Genomic DNA, 17,381 nt, shown 5'->3' on the forward strand with positions numbered 1-17,381 from the left:
ATCGCTAAACGTTTCCGTAAGCGTTGGATTGACCTCCATCAATGGCAATCACCTGACCGTTTACGTAACTGCAGTCTTCACTTAGCAGGAATACAACCAATTTACCTACTTCTTCAGGTCTTCCCAATCTTTTTGTAGGATTTGCTTTTGCATATTCATCTTCGGCCGCCTGAGGATCGGATGGATTGACTTGTTTGAAAGCTTCTGCAACCATTGGCGTTAAGATGGCTCCCGGAGCTATAGCATTAGATAAAATGCCAAACCTTCCATACTCCAGTGCAGTAGTTTTAGTGATACCTGAAACAGCGTGTTTAGTAGCAACGTATGGTGTCTGGTTCATTACACCTCTGATTCCTCCTACTGAGGCAACGTTTACAATTCTTCCATATTCCTGTTTTTGCATAACGGGAATAATATACTTCAGCCCATAATACACACCCATCAGGTTAATATCTACAACCTTTTTAAATACGTCCAGGTCGTAATCCACTAAAGGAGCCTGTCTGCCCTCAATACCCGCATTGTTGTAAAACCCATCAATCCGCCCAAAGGTGTTTACAGTTTCCTCCACGTACTTTTTTACGGCTTCCTCATCAGATACATCCGCAACAGCAGTCAGGATTTGGGTTCCGGGATATTTTGATTCAATTTCTTTCTTCGCCGCTTCCAGGGATTCAGCATTAAAATCAACCAGAGATAATAAAGCCCCATTTTTCGCGGCTTCTAATGCACTTGCCAATCCCAGACCCATTGCTGCGCCAGTGATGACGATCACTTTATTTTTTAACTTTTCCATTTTTTTTTATTTACCCGGATTTGCGAAAGGCGCGAATCCGGAATTGATATTCCAAGAACAATTTAGTGGGTTTAAAGTTGGACAATAGGAGGCGCTAAGCTTAGCACATAACTGCTTTTTATTAGCACAAATTGAACATATGCTTTTATAACTCATCCGGATCAAGGAAATTTTTCCGAAACTGTTCAGGCGTGGTACCGCTATGTTTCCGGAAAAATCGTGAAAAATAGGATTGGTCTGAAAATCCGAGCTGGTGGGCAATTTCCTTAACAGAAAGGGTGCCCATATAGAGCGCCCTTTTACTTTCCAGCAATAAAAGCTGTTGACAAAGCTGACTGACACTGACCGCTAAAATCTCCTTTAAAATCTCATTGGTTCTTTTGGGCGTCAAGCCAATTTGATCAGCATAAAACGAAACCGGTTGATGTTCCCTGAAATGCTGCTCGATCAAAGATAATAGCTTCATAATCCGCGTATCGTTACTGTAAATCATAGGGGAGCGTTGTTTTGCGAAACGCCGGAGCACCAACAGAAATGCACTAGTGTATTTGATCAGCAAACTAATCTCTGCATCGCCCTGAAATTCCGCTATGATCAGTGAAAACAGGTTCTCCAGATAAGGTATCATCTCGGCCGGTATACTGATCCCTTCATTTTCGAAAGGGAGAAAAAGCTGTTTGAGTTGTGCTTCTTCAAGAGCATGAAAAAAATCATCAGAGAAAACAATGATCCTTGCGTTAGGCAGTACCTGTGATGGGATAGAATGAACCTGATTCTTTGCTAAAAGATATACGACGTTTTTTTTGATCGGAAAGGGCTCGAAATCTATATAATGGATATCCTGATCTTGAGTAAACCAGATAATGGCATAGAAATCGATCCGGTGATTGATGAAATGTTCACCAAATGCAATTTGCTCATCCACTGCTAAGAACTGTGTTTCAGGGAGGATGTGCAGCGGAAGGGAATTCTTTTTGTTCATCAGGAAATATGCAGATCAAAGATCTCCTAAAGATAATGCAAAACAGCTTGGGTTTATCAATAATCAAACTTGTAAGTCAGCCACAGCACATCATCTTCTATCCGTTTTACATTCTCCAGTTTCATCAATGTTGCTCCCTTTTTCTTTACGCTCGCCTCTATCTCAAAAAGTGTTGCCGTTTCAATTGTTCCATCTGCAATGGGGAGGAGCAATTGGTGGAGTTCATCTATCAGTTCTTCATTAAGAAAACTTCCATTGATATGACTGCCGCCTTCAAGCATGAGTTGTTCAATACCAAAAAGAGAACGTAATTTTCTGAGTGCTGTCTTTAAACTGATATCTTTTTTACCCGCAAAAATATAGGACAGGCCTATATCGCGAAGATGTGCTAAGTAAGCATCAGGTACATCCTCTGTCAATATAGTAATCACATGATCACCTTGCATGGTTGATTCTTTCCATCCCAGTTTGGCCTTCCCATCTATAACAATTGCAAAGGAATCACTTTGATGTTCCGCTACAAAGTCGCTGCGATCCAACGTCTGATGACCCTTTTTAAGTATAGGTTTAGTAAAATCTGTAAAATCCTTTTCCATGGTGGTACGGCCAACTATCCAGGCCTTAATGCCAAGCTCTTCATGTGCTTCTTCGAATTTATTTCTAAGTATCTTCATTTTTGGGCTGTTTCCCCATTTTTCTCCTAATATTTTGCCGTCTACCGAAGTCATCATCAGGCACATTACATATGGGCGGTCATTGTTCATTATCTTCTATTTTAGGTTTATTGTTATTGTATCTCATCCCAGTCTTTCCTTCCAGTCTGCTTTCATCTCCTGGTAATCAGGATCAGCCTCCGCTTTTTTCCAGCTCACGTAAAAAATTGCTGCGGCTTCTGCTTTTTCCGGTTCACCGGTTCCGCGCTCCATTTGCGCATAACCATTATTCTTATCGTATTTTTTACCACCTTTATAATTTGCATAACGCCTGGCCCGCGTATAACCCATTTGCAAAAATTTTCTGGCCATGTCTGCACCTACAAAATCTTTGTTGTTTACATATGCTGTAAAAAGGTCGAATATTACCCTGCTACTCTCACTTGCAATTTCCGGATTTTTGAATCGCCAGTACCGGCCAATCTCAGATTTGTATGGTTCACAGATCAACACACCCTGTTCTCCTTTACCTACGCGGTAAGCCAGGGGCTGCTTCCTGTAGTTTATATCCGGTTTCCATGGATAACTCTCTTTATCAAAATTAAGGTAAGAAGGTTCACGCTTTTTAGCCATAGAAATAACACGCAATTGAATTTAATAGCAGAACAGCTTAGTAAAGGATTTGTTCATATCCGGCTGCAGAAATTAAAATCCTGTACCATGTTGATCCGAATCATTGTTACCTGTCATTTTTACCAAATGATAAATGTATTTAAAATTGCTTTGTCTAATTTGCTCCTATGAAAGCGTTCACGGCATATAGCTTACAATTTGGCAATCTCAACAAGCAACAGACAGACCTTATTGAGAAGAAAGGAACAGAAATTAACCTGAAAAAAGATGCTTATTTTTCTGAAGCAGGAATCATCCCAAGGCAGTTAGGCTTTATCGTGGAAGGGATTATACGAGGTTGTTATTACAATAACAAAGGCGATGAAATCACCAGATGTTTTGTGGGTGAAGACAGCCTGGTGGTCGACTATATCAATTTTGAAGCAAACACTGCTTCATCAGAATATTTACAGGCCTGCACCGATTGCAAACTCATCGTATTTTCAAAAGCTGATTGGGAGGACCTTTCTCATACCATTGTTGGCTGGGACAATATGAAAAATAAGATGGTTCAAAAGTGTATGTATCAAAAGTCAAGAAAGGGCCCTGTGATTTCACAAGATGCCACTACGCGTTACCATGAGTTTATGGAAAATTATCCATCGTTGACTAACCGTATTCCACTGGCTTACATCGCGTCTTATTTAGGGATTACGCAACAATCGCTTAGTAGAATCAGAAAAAATATTCGCTAGATCCGTTTTTACCAAATGGTAAATGATTTCCTGTTTCTAAAGGCCAATTTTGATTCATAAAAAAAATAGGAATGAAATCAGTATTGATCACAGGAGCCAATAAAGGAATTGGCTTAGCAACAGCAAAACAACTTTCAAAAGAAGGGTTTTTCATTTATCTGGGAAGCAGAGATATTGAAAAAGGAAAGACTATCGTAAAGGAATTAAGCGATGATGGATTTGAAAATATCAGGACGATTGAGATTGACGTTACCCAACCTGATACGATTTTGTCGGCCAAAACGATCATTGAACAGGAAAAGGGGAGTTTAGATATCCTGATTAACAATGCAGGCATCAGCGGAATTCTGCCTCAAAATGCCCTGGAGACTTCAGCTGACCATTACAATGAAGTATTTGATGTCAATTTGTATGGTGTGGTTCGTGTTACTCAATCCTTTATACCCTTATTGCAGCAGTCGGCCGAACCAAGAATTGTAAATGTAAGTACAAGTGTAGGCTCGTTGTCGTTACAAAGCGATGCAAACTGGCCTGCATATGACTATGCAAAATACGCAATTTATGCTTCCTCAAAAGCGGCAATGAATATGTATACAGTGCACCTGGCTTACGAATTGCGTGATACTGCTTTTAAGATAAATGCGGTTTGCCCGGGTTATACAAAAACCGACTTTACCGGACAGCATGGAGGCGATGTTGAAATAGCAGCAAAACGCATCATTCATTACGCGTTAATTGATCAAAACGGACCAACAGGTAAGTTTTTTAGCGAAGAGACCAATCCGGACACGGGAGAAATTCCCTGGTAAGCTACTCATTCAGTATCTATTGGCCTTTTATTAAAAATTCCCTTTAAATTACACTCAATACCTGAAGGTCTGAGCTCCTTTATCAGGGAGATGGTAATATCTTTACTGGCCTCAATCCGGAGTACTTTATCGCAATCAAACATATCGATTGACCATCCCATTACGCTGGAGAATGAATCCAGCGTAATTGATAGTTTTCCAAGATCCTGTGATGTACAAATATTCGTGTACATGATAATGATATAACCTTTTCCTGCTGACATTAAGTTTTAATTTTTATCCGCCCAATCCCCGAGCACCTATGGGAAAGATTGAATTGTTCGTATAAACAAAGTTGCATATGAACAGTGACAGCCCTATGTCAGCAGTTAAAAAGAATCTTTTATCTGAAAAAGAACGATTCAGCTTGTTTATTGACATTCAATAGTCGCTTAAGCACTGGTGCATTTCAAAGCCTATTTTGTACACTTCCCCTTTTCAGTGATGTGTTGTATGCCTGATTAATTACATTTGTGCATGTATCAGAATTATCAACTGAAATGGTCTTTCATTCTCATCGGTATCCTGGTGGTGGGTACTGGTCTGGTCAAGCTTTCCAGTTTTGAGACTTTCCATTTACTCCAGTATATTGGAAACGTTTTGTCTATTGTTTTTTCTGTTCTGATTTCCTGGCTCATTATTGCTTATTTCAAGCGGCATCATATTTTTAGCAGTGATAAGGTAAATGCTGTAGTGAGTATTGTGCTGTCTATTGCAGCACTGCTGGCTTTTACTTATTTCATTTTAAACCATATTCCAACAAAGTTCTATTTGTCCGAACTTCCTTATGAACCTACATTTGCAGATTTAGTGCGGCGGGGAGTAGGGATATTCTTTCTGACCATGATCTGTTATGTGGTGTACTCTACACTTTTTACCCACGATATCCTGCAGAAAACCAAACTGGAAAATGAGCAGTTTAAACAAGCGCATCTGCGTGCACAATTGCATTCACTGCAGGAACAAATTAGTCCCCATTTCCTGTTCAACTCATTATCTACCTTGAAAACAATTACTCATGAAGCAGATACGAAACAGTTTGTGGTGCATCTGTCACATGTGTACCGCTACCTGCTCAGTATCAACAAACATCAAATTACACAGATAGCCGAAGAACTCAAATTTGTACATGCTTATCTTTATATCCTGCGTACCCGTTTTGAGCATGCACTGAAGGTTACTATTCAGATACCCGAACATTATAATGATTATTTAATTCCGCCACTGTCTGTACAGTTACTGATCGAAAATGCCATCAAACATAATGTAGTCTCTCTTGATATGCCGCTGCATATAGAAATTTATGTGAATGATCAACAGGAATTGGTGGTAAATAATCCTTTCCAACCTAAAAACATACCAGTGGAGAGCACCAAAATGGGCTTAAAAAATATCAACGACCGTTACCGTTTACTTTTTAACCGGGAAATTGTAGTAGCGGAGACGGACACCGATTTCACTATTACCTTACCCCTGATCAGTCATGAAAGTTATCATCATTGAGGATGAGCCACGCACCGCGAAGGAGTTAAGTGGCATACTGGAAAATCTCGACAGTACTATTACAGTGCTGACCATACTTTCTTCAGTAGCGAGCGCAATCAAATGGTTTCAGGAAGAAACTCCGCCGGACCTGATTTTTTCTGATATTCAACTGGGTGATGGCCTGAGTTTTGAAATTTTTAAAGCAGTACAGCTCAACGTTCCCATTGTCTTTTGCACGGCCTACGATGAGTATGCCATTCATGCTTTTGAATCCAATAGTATCGATTACCTGCTAAAACCCCTGGAAGAAGAAATGGTAGAGCGGAGCCTGTTAAAATATAACCGCATTAAAGACCATTATTCACCATCAGCTTACGGTGCCAGCCTCAATAAGGTACTGGTGCAGCTGGACAGCAATTATAAACAATCTTTATTGGTGCATTACCGGGATAAGATTATTCCCGTGAAGGTTGCTGAACTGTGTTTTGTCTATGCCACTGCCGGTGTTACCACACTCAATACCACCACAGATCAGGAGTATACGGTACCGTTCACTATCGATCAGCTGGAATCCATGCTTAATCCACAGCTTTTTTTCAGGGCTAACCGACAATTTATCATTAACCGTAATTCAATTCAGGATATTGAGCATTATTTCAACCGAAGGCTGTTCCTGAAATTACAATGTGATACCCCTGTAAAAATTATAGTCAGTCGCCTCAAAGTCCAGGATTTCCTGCTATGGGTAGAGCAATAAACCTTGGGCAGTTCAATACGCTTTTTGTACATCTCGTATATTCATTTGTCCATCTCGGTTCAATTACCCCCAAAATAGCCTTTTAAGGCCACTATATTTAGATTTTTCAGCTCAATACCACGAATTAATGCGGGTAGAAAAGGACAATTTAAATAGATATGAATAAGAGACTATATTTTTTCGTTTTTGCATTGCTTCCTATGGGGCTCTGTGCACAATCGTCATATACCTTAAAAACATGCATTGAATACGGGTTAAAAAATAACCGTACCAATGTAGTGTATGAGAATGAAAAGAAGGCTGCCGATGCGAAGGCCAAAGAGGCACTGGCAGAATACTTACCAAAAATTGGTGTTACCGCGACATTGGATAACAACTTAAAAGTGCAGGAATCTATTATTCCTGCAGGTGTTTTCGGGCCGGAAGATATCAGGGTTGCCTTTAGCCAGAAGTATAATACCAATGGACTGGTACAGCTTGACCAGACTATTTTCGATCAATCAATTTTAGTAGGCCTGAAGGCCAATAAGTATAATAAACAGCAGGCCGATCTGAATATCAAGCAGAACCAGGAAACAATTATTTATAATATCAGCAATGCCTATTACCAGATCTATGTTTATCGCGAGCAACTGGCATTATTACGTGAAAACCTCCAGACCTACCTGAAGCAAATTGATATTTCCGCTCTGCAGGTAAAAAAAGGGGTAACGCTGAAAAAGGACCTGGATAAGGTTACCGTAGATTATAACAATGCCCTCTCGCAGATCCGTGTTGCGGAGAGTAACCTGATCCTGGCACAAAATCAACTCAAATATGAAATGGGTTATCCCATTAGCGAACAATTAGCGGTGGATAGCATATCTCAGCAGGATGTATTGCCGCAGGTGGCCAATACTACTCAGAATCCGGATTTCACTGTCATCAACCGTACAGATTACCAGCTTTCTGAAGTGAATGCGCGGCTACTGGAAATAGATCAGAGCAGACTGAAGTCTGGCTGGCTACCAAAATTAAGCGCCTATGCCAAGTATGGTGCAAATGGCTTTGGAAATACCCTGGGGCCTGCAGTAAAGGAATTAAATAGTTATTCTGCGGTAGGCCTGAAGTTAAATATACCGCTGTTCGACTTTTTTAAACGCAATGCCCAGTACAACCAGGCGAAGTATAAAAGCATTAATGCAGTGGAGAACATGAAAGTGGATGCCGGAAAATATGAACTGGAATACGAAAATGCCAAAACAAAACTGATCAAAGCGCAAAGCAGTCTGGAGAACGACCAGCGTAATATCGTATTGGCACAATCTGTATTTACGGTGACTGATTTGCAGTATAAAAAAGGTGTTGAAACCCTTACAGAATGGTTAAATGCCCAGAGTGCTATTCAGGATGCTCAAAATACTTATCTCAATTCACTCTATAGTTTTTTGCAGGCTAAACTGGACCTCGAAAAAGCTGCCGGAAGTCTTAAAACATTTTATACATCACTCTAAACTGGAGACCATCATAAGCTTATAATTAGCAATGAACAGCTTGTGACAGCTTCATCACCTTAAAAACAAATATTAAACTAATGAAAACAAAATACATCGTAGGTCTGATTGTCGTGGTCATTATCGGACTCATCATCTTTAAGCTTGCAGCCAACAAGAGTAAACTAAGCGAAAAGGAAAAACCTACCCAGGATAGTGTGGTACGGATACCTGTAAAAGTTTCGGCAGTTAAAGAGGAACTACAAGAAATCAATTTGAAAAAGACCGGTAACCTGGCGCCTTTCAAAGAAGCCAAAGTATTATCTACTGTAGGCGGTACCATACTGGAGCTTCGGTTTAAATTAGGAGACCATGTAACTGAAGGTCAGATTTTAGCTGTCATGGATACACGTTTGATGCAGCTTGATTTGCAAAAAGCGCAGACCAATGCTGCTAAATTGCGCCGTGATCTGAATAATTATACAGAATTGCTGCAGGGGCAGGCAGCTACCCAGGAAAAGGTAGATGAGATCAGACAGAATTACCTGGATGCGACCAATCAGGTGAGTCAGGTGAAAAAACAAATTGCTGACGCAGCTATCAAAGCACCGACCAGCGGAACGATAGCAGATAAACCTTTAGAGCAAGGTGTTTTTGCCAATGCCGGAGCAGAGATTGCTACTATTGTCAACCTGTCACAAGCTAAAGTTCAGCTTAACCTTACTGAAACGGAAGTTTATCAGGCCAGACAGGGCCAGCAGGTAAAGATCACCACAGATGTTTATCCCGGTCAGGTGTTCAATGGTAAAATTACCTTTATCAGTCCGCAGGCAGACGAAACGCATAACTACAGGATCGAAATCCTGGCAGACAATAAAGAAAGCTCCCTGCTGCGTTCAGGAACCTTTGTATATGCCGACTTCTCCAGAAAAACTACCCAGAAAGTATTGTCTATACCCAGAGAATCACTTACAGAAAGTATCAAAGATGCTTCGGTATATGTGGTGGAGAATAATGTGGTTCGCCAGAAAGCTATCAAAACAGGTATAGAGATGGGCGACATGATACAGGTGATCAGCGGATTAAATAAAGGTGAGATCGTAGTTACATCCGGACAGATCAATCTTAAGGATGGTTCACAGATAAGTATTTCCAAATAAAATCAGCAGCAATGTCAATAACCGAAATTGCCGTTAAACGGCCTTTATTAATTGTAGTGATTTTCACTGTGCTGTTTATATTTGGCGCAAGATCCTACTTCAGTTTAAATTATAACCTGCTTCCCAAGCTGGAAGTGCCCACCGTTTCTGTCACCACCACTTATCCCGGTGCAGCAGCAGCGGAGGTAGAAACTTCCGTAACCAAGAAACTGGAAGATGCTTTCGCTGCTGTGGAAGGTCTTGATAAAATTTCTTCTACTTCACAAGAGGGGGTATCCAGTATTGTTGTTGCATTGAAAAGTGGTACAGATGTAGATCAGGCCGAGCGTGATATACAACGTAAGGCAGATCAGGCACAAAACGATCTACCGGATGATGTAGATAAACCACTCGTCAACAAAGTGAACCTTGAAGAATCGCCCGTAATCAAGGCCGGTGTAACATCAACCATGGCACCCAGAGATTTATACGATTTTGTCGACAAACAACTCTTGCCCATATTGCAGAATGTGACAGGTGTTGGGCAGGTAAACATCATTGGTGGCGATGAAAGGCAGATCCAGGTGAATATCGACCAGGAAAAACTCAAAGCTTACGGCCTCGCCATTGGTCAGGTAACGGATGCGCTCCGTAATGCCAACCAATCTTTTCCAGCGGGCAGTATTGAAACGCGCGACCAGAAACTGTCCATTCGTTTTGACGCCAATGTAACCTCTATTGAAGAGGTACGCGGACTGATCGTGATGCAGCAGCCCAAAGCGGGGAGTGTTTATCTGCGTGATATTGCAGAGGTAGTAGATGCAACTGCAAAAACCACCGCTATTAACCATATCAACGGGATCCCTTCCATCGGTGTGCAGATCATCAAACAAAGTGATGCCAATGCAGTAAATGTGAGCGAGCAGGTGAAAGCCAAATTTGATGAGATACAGGCACAATATAAAGCCAATGCGATTAAGTTTACGGTGTCTTCTGACCAGAGTGAGTATACCTTAAAATCCGCAGATGCGGTGATGGAAGACCTTGGCCTGGCTGTAGTGATCGTAGGAATTGTAATGCTTGCTTTTTTGCACAGTTTCAGAAGTTCCATGTTCGTGCTGGTGGCATTGCCCTCATCCATCATACCCACATTTATCATCATGTACTTTCTGGGCTTCTCCCTTAACCTGATGACCCTCATGGCAATGTCGCTGGTAGTGGGAATCCTGGTGGATGACTCTATTGTGGTGCTGGAGAATATTTACCGGCATTTGGAAATGGGCTCCGACAGAAAAAAGGCCGCTCTTGATGGCCGTAGTGAGATTGGCTTTACTGCCCTGGCCATCACCCTGGTGGATGTGGTAGTGTTTCTGCCCATTGCTTTCTCAGGCGGTATTATTGGTTCCCTGTTACAGGAATTCTCACTGGTAGTAGTATTTTCTACCTTAATGAGTCTGTTTGTATCTTTTACGGTAACACCTTTACTGGCCAGCAGGTTCGGCAGGATTGAAGAGATGAACGAACATACCCTATGGGGGAAAATCAATATTGGATTTGAAAATTTTATTGATAAAGTTAAAGGCGGGTATGGCAGTGCACTGGCTGTTATATTACACAAAAAGAGATGGCTTTTGGGTGGAGTTATCCTGCTGATTATCGGCTCAATAACGCTCATCCCCTTCGGCTTTATCGGCGCTGCATTTATGCCTTCCGCAGATCAGGGAGAATTATTAATTAAACTGGAACTGGCTCCATCTGCGACCATTTATCAGACCAATATGGTGACGCAGGAAGCAGAGCAAATGATTAAAGAAGATCCTGCAGTAGTGCGAACCTTCTCCAGTATCGGTTTTGTCAGCGGCGGCGTGGCTGGTGCAGGTAATAACGCCAATCTGGCTGAAATCACAGTTACCCTGAAGGACAAAAAAGAAAGAAGTTTATCGGCCGAGGAATTTGGTAACGATATGCAGAAAAAGCTCAGCAAGGTCATACCAGGGGTGAAAATTACCGCTGCACCTACTTCATTAGTGGGCGGCGCCACAGCAGCACCCATCCAGATTGCCATTAAAGGCATTGATCTGAAAGCTATCCGCAAGGTAGCTGAGGATTACCAGAAACTTGTTGCGTCTGTACCCGGTACCCGTTTTGTGCAGTTATCTGTTAAAAATCAGAAACAGCAGGTCGAGGTAAACCTGAACAGGGAAAAAATGACCTTGTTAGGCATCAATGCCAGTCAGGTGGGATCTGCACTGCAAAATGCTTTTACAGGAAACGATCAGAGTAAATTTAAGCAGGCAGGTAATGAATATGATATCCTGATTGGTCTGGATAGCTATGACAAATCAAATATTGATAATGTACGGAACCTGTCCTTTAGTAACAACGACGGGCAGACCTTTGTACTGAGTCAGTTTGCTGAAGTAACAGAAGGTTTGGGAGAGAGTGTGCTGGAGCGGAGTGACCGTCTAAATTCCATTACGGTAAATGCGAATGTGGCCGGCAGGCCATCGGGCTCAATTTCCAAAGATATCAGAGCTAAGGAAAGCCAGATTAAACTGCCTGCTGGCGTAAGTATAGAATACCTTGGAGATGCAAAAAATCAGGGTGATGCATTTGGCAGTCTGGGATTTGCGCTGGTAGTTGCTATAGTGCTCGTTTACCTGATTATGGTAGCGCTGTATGAAAATGCGATTTATCCTTTTGTGGTACTGTTTTCTATTCCTGTGGCACTGATTGGTGCTTTACTGGCACTGGCACTAACGATGGATACCCTGAATGTTTTCTCTATTATTGGAATGATCATGTTATTGGGGCTGGTTTCTAAAAATGCCATCCTGATTGTAGATTTTACCAATCAGCTTAAAAGCGAAGGACATGGTGTGGAAGAAGCACTCCTGGAGGCAGGAAAAGAAAGGCTGAGACCGATATTAATGACAACACTGGCCATGATTTTAGGGATGTTGCCGATCGCTCTTGCCAGTGGTGCGGGAGCCGAGATCAAAAATGGTATGGCCTGGGTAATTATTGGGGGACTAACCAGTTCAATGATCCTTACCTTATTTGTGGTGCCTTCCATGTATCTCATTATAGATAAGTTGATTGCAAAATTTTCTCATAAAAAGGGTGAAAAACAGCTATTGCTGGAAGCCCATAATTAATATTCAGCTACTCTATATGAAATACAAAGTATTAACAGTTGCAATGGTTTTAGGTGCAGGGATGAATACTGTGGTTGCACAAACGAAACAGGAAATTGCCATCAAAAGAATGCGCGATTCACTCACACTGGAAGGTCTGTCTGAATATGCAAAACGTTACCCTCAACTGCGGCAGGGTGCTGTTGCCTTTGATGTGATTGGAAATACCAACGTAAAAGGGGAGTTAAAAGGAAAAGATTTATATGAAGGGAAAATGAACATGACCCGCATCAGGTCTAACTTCAGCGTGCCAGTAAAACACTGGGGCAGAAACCTGATCAGTGCTACTGTAGGTTATCAGCAACAACGCACGCAAATCACAGAAATCAATAGTTTTGATGCTGGTTTTCCTACTACAGCCATCGATATTACCAAGCGCACGGTGAGCATAAGCGCCAACTTTAGTCGCTCTGATACGGTTTTCAATCACCAGGTATTTTATTCTGGCGGAGTAACCGGAGTAACAGATGAGTTCTCTTCCATCAAAAGGCTCAACTTTGTCGGCGTGCTGACTATTCCCATCAAAAGAACCCTCAATACCTCATTGAGTTTAGGCGCAGTAGTTATTTTAGATCCATCTGCCGTTACCCCGTTTTTCACTATTGTAAGTTACTGGCATAAATTCAAGGAATCTGAGCTGGAATTATTTGTTGATGTTCCTTCAAGGTTAGCCCTGAGAAAGCAATTGTCTAAGAAAAGCTGGGCTTCTTTAGGAACAGAATTGGGTGGAAGTCTGCAATTCTTCGATTTAGACCAGCCTGCTTTGCCACGAGATAATATTTACAGTTATGCAGAATTGCGCAGCGGAGCAACTTTCGAGTACCTGGCTACCAAAAAGCTGGTTTTGGGGGTTAGCGGCGGACTTTTCAATACGTTATCATCCCGAATGTTCGACAGGAATGATAAACCCAAGGACTATTTTTACAAGACCAGTAATGGTTCATCCCCATACGTCAGTTTTTCAGTATCCTTTCTCCCATTTATTAAAAGATAACAATTGAATAAGGGTGCCGCCTATTCAGCTGCACATACCTTTTGAAGATGATGATTGCTATGTTTTATCTCATTGCAATCATCATCTTTTTATCCGGTTTATGGTGCAATTTCTTTTTATAAATTATTCAGGAAATCCAGATAAAGCGGAACACTTTTCTCAATCCATTCAGCAGAAGAATTGTATTCTAATCCATAGTGCGCAAAAAACGGTCTGTAATCCGCTTTTACATATTCAAAGCTCAGCTCGAATGGACGGGTCAATTCCTGCAGCGTATATTTATAGGTTCCCAACGTACTGTATTCGTTTTCATCAACGCCTACAGACATAGCCAGCGAAATTTTCTTTCCCTCCAGTTTGTAACCGCTTTTACTTCCATAAGCCCATCCGTGAGTTAAAACTTCATCTAGCCATTTCTTCAAAAAACCGGGACTGTTAAACCAATAATAGGGAAACTGGAATACAATTTTGTCATATTGCTCAACCAGCTGCTGTTCGGCCGGCACATCAATTTTTTCATCAGGGTAAACTTTGTGCAGCTGATGCACTACATATTTGTCGGGGAATTTATTCAGTTCTTCAATCCATCTCCTGTTAACGGCAGAATTTTCGATATCCGGATGGGTAACTATTACTAATGTTTTCATATGATTTGCTTGTAATTATAAGCTAATCTAAAGCGCATAATTTATATTTGATACATTAGCAACCAATTGTAATGTACTATAAAAAATGTAAGTAATGTCCACGATCAAAGAAACTTCATCTAACTTCGTTAACAAACAAGCCCTGGCTGATGAGTGTCCGGAAGTATATGCCGCTCAAATTATAGGAGGTCAGTGGGCTTTGGTCATATGCTCCTGGTTAATTAACGGCAAGCTCAGGTTTGGAGAATTGAAAAGCTTTCTGCCTAACATCACAGAGCGAATGCTGAGCTTACAATTGCGAAAACTGGAGGATAGTAAAATTGTAAAGCGAACGGTTTATGCTGAAGTGCCGCCCCGCGTAGAATACGAACTCACTGCAATTGGATATGACCTGAAGCCGGTTATCGAACAACTCGATAAATGGGGGCAAAAGCATAAAAGACTGTCCCTTTGAGACAGTCTTTTATTTTTTATTTCCCTTTAAGTTTGTCAGCGAACATTTTCATGTAGAAGCCGCCGACTACGCTTCTGGCTTTGAAGTTGTCACGGATACCCGTATTGGAATCATAAAAATCGTTCAGCGGAACGCGTGATTCTGTTTCGATAGCATGCCTGTACACTGGTTTTACCAGCGCTTCAAATTCATCGCGGTTAGGGGCGAAAGTCGCAGTCCAAAGAATCCAGTCGTTTTTAGTGTAAGCCTTTCTGCTGTCCAGCGGCAGACCAAATTTGTTCTGTTTTTTAAGATAATACTTAATCTCCGTATTATAAATTTGCTGTGGAAAAAGGTTCAGATCCAATACTTTATCCCATACCAGGTTGTATTTTTGGCTCCAGGTGTTTTTGTCATCGAAAGTAAGCGCGTAATGGTCGCCCGCATCTGCCATTTCTATCCATTTTGGTACCATGCTTTCTGCAATAGCCCTGTATTTATGAGCAGTTTCGGTATAACCCAGCGTTTCTGCCATTTGTGCATAACTGGCAATACCTACAATGGCCTTTACAGATAAGTTTGCATTTCTTGCCAGGTGACCTGCAAAATCATCCGTACACAATTGTGTTTTAGGATCCAGCCCTTCTTTTGCCAGGTAATCTGCCCAGATCGTCAGCGTTTTCCAATGTGCTTTTGCATAATTTGCGTTACCCTGCGCTTTTGCTATGGCTGCGGTAAGGATGATCATGTTACCAGATTCCTCAACAGGCATCGGCTCTCCGTAAGTCTGACCATTCGCCAGTGGATAAGTACCTAAATCATGTGCAGCCCATGGATGCGGATATTTACCGCTTTCGCTGAAATAGAAAATACCAGTTAACATTCCCTGCATTAAAGCCGGATTGTAGATCAGGTACAAAGGGGCAGAAGGATAGGTTACATCTACTGTATTGATGAAACCGCCGCTGTTATTTTCTTTCGATAACCATAAGATTTCCTGCTCAGGACTTTTTACCAGGGTATGCGCCGCAATACTCTGACGGTAGCCGAGCATACATAGATGCGCATATTCCTTGCCGCCCGATTTTAACGCGTCTGCATAAACACTTGCATCGAAGGTTTCGCATTTCTGCATCACCTCTGTATATTCTTTGGCGGCATTGGTGAGCTGTCCTTCGATCGTTTCCTTACCAGAAGTATTCCACCAGGGTCTGAGGTTCTTTTTAAAATACTGAATGGAATAAATCTCGTCGTAACCCAGTTCGAGAAAACGTTCTACCGGTTTCTGACCCACCGTTTCAAACGATACCACCGTATTCAGAGCAAGTGATTTACCGCGTGAAGCAGTAGAAACAGAAGAACCTTTCCTGAAAGCGTCGGCTGCAGTACTGCCACTGGTGATGAACTGTAAAACATTGCCGGATTTGGGAGCGGCTACATAGAAATATCCCCAGTCTATGCGCATATCATCAGCTCCTTTTTGCAGCACTTGCTGTTCTTTGGTACCTGCTTTGAGAATGGTCAATTCCGGCGTTGCATATTTTTTTGCCGTTACCTCCTGTGAAGGTCTGTATACAGCGATATCTGATGAGGCGCTTAGAAAGACTTTAACAGCATGATCTTTTTTGTCATTAGCCTGAACGGTGTAGGTGATGTAAGACACCGGACGCGCCAGCAGCCCTAAATCATTCATTAAAAGAGGGGAGGTAAAGGTTACTTTCAGATCTGTTTTGCCGCAGGTAAAATCATAGATTGTCTGTGTGGCAGTAACTTCTACATTTTTTTGTTTCGCTAACTGAATCTTTGCTGCATTGTCTTGCTGTTTATCTGCCAAACCAAAGTCGAGATACCTGCCACCCGCATTATTGGCCAGATGGATAGCAATTACGTTTTTACCCGCTTTCAAGTCTTTTTTCTGGAGTGGATAATATTGGAAAGAGGTAGTCCAGCCTTCTTTTTGCCAGACCTTTTTGCCATTCAGGTATACTTCGATATTGTCATCATGGTTTATCTTTAACAACAGCTCATTGATACTGGCCGGATTGGCAATTGTAAATGTTCTTCTTACCCAGATATCTTTTGATTTCCAGAGCGTTTTTACCAGGCTTGCATTATCCCCTATAGGCGCTGAACCTGATTTCCAGTCGCCCGCAGCATAAGTGCCGGACATCCAGTTTCCCTGCGGAGCCTTTTCCGTATACTTAACGGTAAAAGGTGCTTCGTCAGCTGTGTGGAGTATTGTTTTGTAATTTGCTTCTTCCTTGCCCATGAAGCGGTAAATATTGCCGTCAACATTGATCAGACCCAGCAGCGAGTGATTAGCTCCGGTCCAGTGCGTAGTCGTAGATGCATTCAGCTCGTCAGTATTTGACCAGATGCTAAAATTAGGGTTGTGTGTGATGAGGGGGTAGGAAGGGGCTTTTCTTTCCTGAGCCTGACTTTGTACCAAGGTAAAAAAGCAGGTCAGTAAGCTGAGGCATTTTAAATTGATAAATTTGTTCATGTTTATGTTTGGTTACGATGTTCTCCTTATCCTTTTATCAGGATTGTAAAAATAAGAGGTTCAAAGTTATCAGAACTGAGTTTTTGTATCAAGCTTTCGCTGATGCGT

The 17,381-nt window shown here is 41.7% G+C and carries 16 protein-coding genes; 9 read left to right on the forward strand and 7 right to left on the reverse strand.

What is annotated here, in order from left to right; genetic code table 11:
- Positions 1-4 precede the first annotated feature (4 nt).
- The 4 genes from OQX62_RS07635 to OQX62_RS07650 form a co-directional block, all read right to left on the reverse strand.
- Positions 5-796, reverse strand: a complete 792-nt coding sequence (locus OQX62_RS07635; protein WP_265830855.1) for an SDR family oxidoreductase — start codon at positions 794-796, stop codon at positions 5-7.
- A gap of 145 nt (positions 797-941) precedes the next feature.
- Positions 942-1,778, reverse strand: coding sequence for a helix-turn-helix domain-containing protein (locus OQX62_RS07640; protein WP_265830856.1), 837 nt, complete (start codon positions 1,776-1,778; stop codon positions 942-944).
- Positions 1,779-1,834: 56 nt separating this feature from the next.
- On the reverse strand, positions 1,835-2,542 hold the full coding sequence (locus OQX62_RS07645; RefSeq protein ID WP_265830857.1) for a dihydrofolate reductase family protein: 708 nt from the start codon (positions 2,540-2,542) through the stop codon (positions 1,835-1,837).
- A 33-nt stretch (positions 2,543-2,575) separates the two neighbouring features.
- Positions 2,576-3,064 (reverse strand): DUF4385 domain-containing protein, encoded by a 489-nt coding sequence (locus tag OQX62_RS07650; RefSeq protein ID WP_265830858.1) that lies wholly within the window; start codon positions 3,062-3,064, stop codon positions 2,576-2,578.
- Positions 3,065-3,231: 167 nt separating this feature from the next.
- On the opposite strand from OQX62_RS07650, the gene OQX62_RS07655 reads away from it, so the two are divergent.
- The gene (locus OQX62_RS07655) at positions 3,232-3,798 is read left to right on the forward strand and encodes a Crp/Fnr family transcriptional regulator (protein ID WP_265830859.1); all 567 of its coding nucleotides are present in this window, start codon (positions 3,232-3,234) and stop codon (positions 3,796-3,798) included.
- 71 nt (positions 3,799-3,869) lie between these two features.
- Positions 3,870-4,607, forward strand: coding sequence for an SDR family oxidoreductase (locus tag OQX62_RS07660; protein ID WP_265830860.1), 738 nt, complete (start codon positions 3,870-3,872; stop codon positions 4,605-4,607).
- A gap of 5 nt (positions 4,608-4,612) precedes the next feature.
- On the opposite strand, the gene OQX62_RS07665 is transcribed toward OQX62_RS07660, so the two are convergent.
- Positions 4,613-4,870, reverse strand: coding sequence for a hypothetical protein (locus tag OQX62_RS07665; protein ID WP_265830861.1), 258 nt, complete (start codon positions 4,868-4,870; stop codon positions 4,613-4,615).
- A gap of 253 nt (positions 4,871-5,123) precedes the next feature.
- Here OQX62_RS07665 and OQX62_RS07670 point away from each other — a divergent pair, with 253 nt between their 5' ends.
- The 6 genes from OQX62_RS07670 (at position 5,124) to OQX62_RS07695 (ending at position 13,690) form a co-directional block, all read left to right on the forward strand.
- Positions 5,124-6,149 (forward strand): sensor histidine kinase, encoded by a 1,026-nt coding sequence (locus tag OQX62_RS07670; protein ID WP_265830862.1) that lies wholly within the window; start codon positions 5,124-5,126, stop codon positions 6,147-6,149.
- Complete coding sequence (locus OQX62_RS07675) at positions 6,130-6,888, forward strand: LytR/AlgR family response regulator transcription factor (protein WP_265830863.1); 759 nt, start codon at positions 6,130-6,132, stop codon at positions 6,886-6,888. Before OQX62_RS07670 ends, OQX62_RS07675 begins: the two co-directional genes overlap by 20 nt.
- 158 nt (positions 6,889-7,046) lie before the next feature.
- A complete protein-coding gene (locus tag OQX62_RS07680) occupies positions 7,047-8,381 on the forward strand; it encodes a TolC family protein (RefSeq protein WP_265830864.1) in 1,335 nt (444 codons plus the stop codon).
- A gap of 80 nt (positions 8,382-8,461) precedes the next feature.
- The gene (locus tag OQX62_RS07685) at positions 8,462-9,520 is read left to right on the forward strand and encodes an efflux RND transporter periplasmic adaptor subunit (RefSeq protein WP_265830865.1); all 1,059 of its coding nucleotides are present in this window, start codon (positions 8,462-8,464) and stop codon (positions 9,518-9,520) included.
- Between the two features lie 11 nt (positions 9,521-9,531).
- A complete protein-coding gene (locus OQX62_RS07690) occupies positions 9,532-12,657 on the forward strand; it encodes an efflux RND transporter permease subunit (protein ID WP_265830866.1) in 3,126 nt (1,041 codons plus the stop codon).
- Positions 12,658-12,673: 16 nt separating this feature from the next.
- Positions 12,674-13,690 (forward strand): hypothetical protein, encoded by a 1,017-nt coding sequence (locus OQX62_RS07695; protein ID WP_265830867.1) that lies wholly within the window; start codon positions 12,674-12,676, stop codon positions 13,688-13,690.
- A gap of 116 nt (positions 13,691-13,806) precedes the next feature.
- Here OQX62_RS07695 and OQX62_RS07700 read toward each other — a convergent pair whose 3' ends face one another.
- Entirely contained in the window at positions 13,807-14,337 is a 531-nt protein-coding gene (locus tag OQX62_RS07700; protein ID WP_265830868.1) for an NAD(P)H-dependent oxidoreductase, read from the reverse strand.
- A 94-nt stretch (positions 14,338-14,431) separates the two neighbouring features.
- Here OQX62_RS07700 and OQX62_RS07705 point away from each other — a divergent pair, with 94 nt between their 5' ends.
- Positions 14,432-14,791, forward strand: a complete 360-nt coding sequence (locus OQX62_RS07705) for a winged helix-turn-helix transcriptional regulator (RefSeq protein WP_265830869.1) — start codon at positions 14,432-14,434, stop codon at positions 14,789-14,791.
- A gap of 16 nt (positions 14,792-14,807) precedes the next feature.
- Here OQX62_RS07705 and OQX62_RS07710 read toward each other — a convergent pair whose 3' ends face one another.
- Entirely contained in the window at positions 14,808-17,273 is a 2,466-nt protein-coding gene (locus tag OQX62_RS07710; protein WP_265830870.1) for a glutaminase family protein, read from the reverse strand.
- Positions 17,274-17,381 lie beyond the last annotated feature (108 nt).

This window comes from Pedobacter sp. MR2016-24 (genome assembly GCF_026239655.1).
Lineage (GTDB): Bacteria > Bacteroidota > Bacteroidia > Sphingobacteriales > Sphingobacteriaceae > Pedobacter.

Bases quoted from the DNA above. Each gene is read 5' to 3' on its own strand.
- OQX62_RS07710 (WP_265830870.1), bottom strand. From the start codon at position 17,273: ATGAACAAATTTATCAATTTAAAATGCCTCAGCTTACTGACCTGCTTT.
- OQX62_RS07660 (WP_265830860.1), top strand. From the start codon at position 3,870: ATGAAATCAGTATTGATCACAGGAGCCAATAAAGGAATTGGCTTAGCA.
- OQX62_RS07695 (WP_265830867.1), top strand. From the start codon at position 12,674: ATGAAATACAAAGTATTAACAGTTGCAATGGTTTTAGGTGCAGGGATG.
- OQX62_RS07675 (WP_265830863.1), top strand. From the start codon at position 6,130: ATGAAAGTTATCATCATTGAGGATGAGCCACGCACCGCGAAGGAGTTA.
- OQX62_RS07685 (WP_265830865.1), top strand. From the start codon at position 8,462: ATGAAAACAAAATACATCGTAGGTCTGATTGTCGTGGTCATTATCGGA.
- OQX62_RS07635 (WP_265830855.1), bottom strand. From the start codon at position 796: ATGGAAAAGTTAAAAAATAAAGTGATCGTCATCACTGGCGCAGCAATG.
- OQX62_RS07690 (WP_265830866.1), top strand. From the start codon at position 9,532: ATGTCAATAACCGAAATTGCCGTTAAACGGCCTTTATTAATTGTAGTG.
- OQX62_RS07680 (WP_265830864.1), top strand. From the start codon at position 7,047: ATGAATAAGAGACTATATTTTTTCGTTTTTGCATTGCTTCCTATGGGG.
- OQX62_RS07650 (WP_265830858.1), bottom strand. From the start codon at position 3,064: ATGGCTAAAAAGCGTGAACCTTCTTACCTTAATTTTGATAAAGAGAGT.
- OQX62_RS07700 (WP_265830868.1), bottom strand. From the start codon at position 14,337: ATGAAAACATTAGTAATAGTTACCCATCCGGATATCGAAAATTCTGCC.
- OQX62_RS07645 (WP_265830857.1), bottom strand. From the start codon at position 2,542: ATGAACAATGACCGCCCATATGTAATGTGCCTGATGATGACTTCGGTA.
- OQX62_RS07670 (WP_265830862.1), top strand. From the start codon at position 5,124: ATGTATCAGAATTATCAACTGAAATGGTCTTTCATTCTCATCGGTATC.
- OQX62_RS07665 (WP_265830861.1), bottom strand. From the start codon at position 4,870: ATGTCAGCAGGAAAAGGTTATATCATTATCATGTACACGAATATTTGT.
- OQX62_RS07705 (WP_265830869.1), top strand. From the start codon at position 14,432: ATGTCCACGATCAAAGAAACTTCATCTAACTTCGTTAACAAACAAGCC.
- OQX62_RS07640 (WP_265830856.1), bottom strand. From the start codon at position 1,778: ATGAACAAAAAGAATTCCCTTCCGCTGCACATCCTCCCTGAAACACAG.
- OQX62_RS07655 (WP_265830859.1), top strand. From the start codon at position 3,232: ATGAAAGCGTTCACGGCATATAGCTTACAATTTGGCAATCTCAACAAG.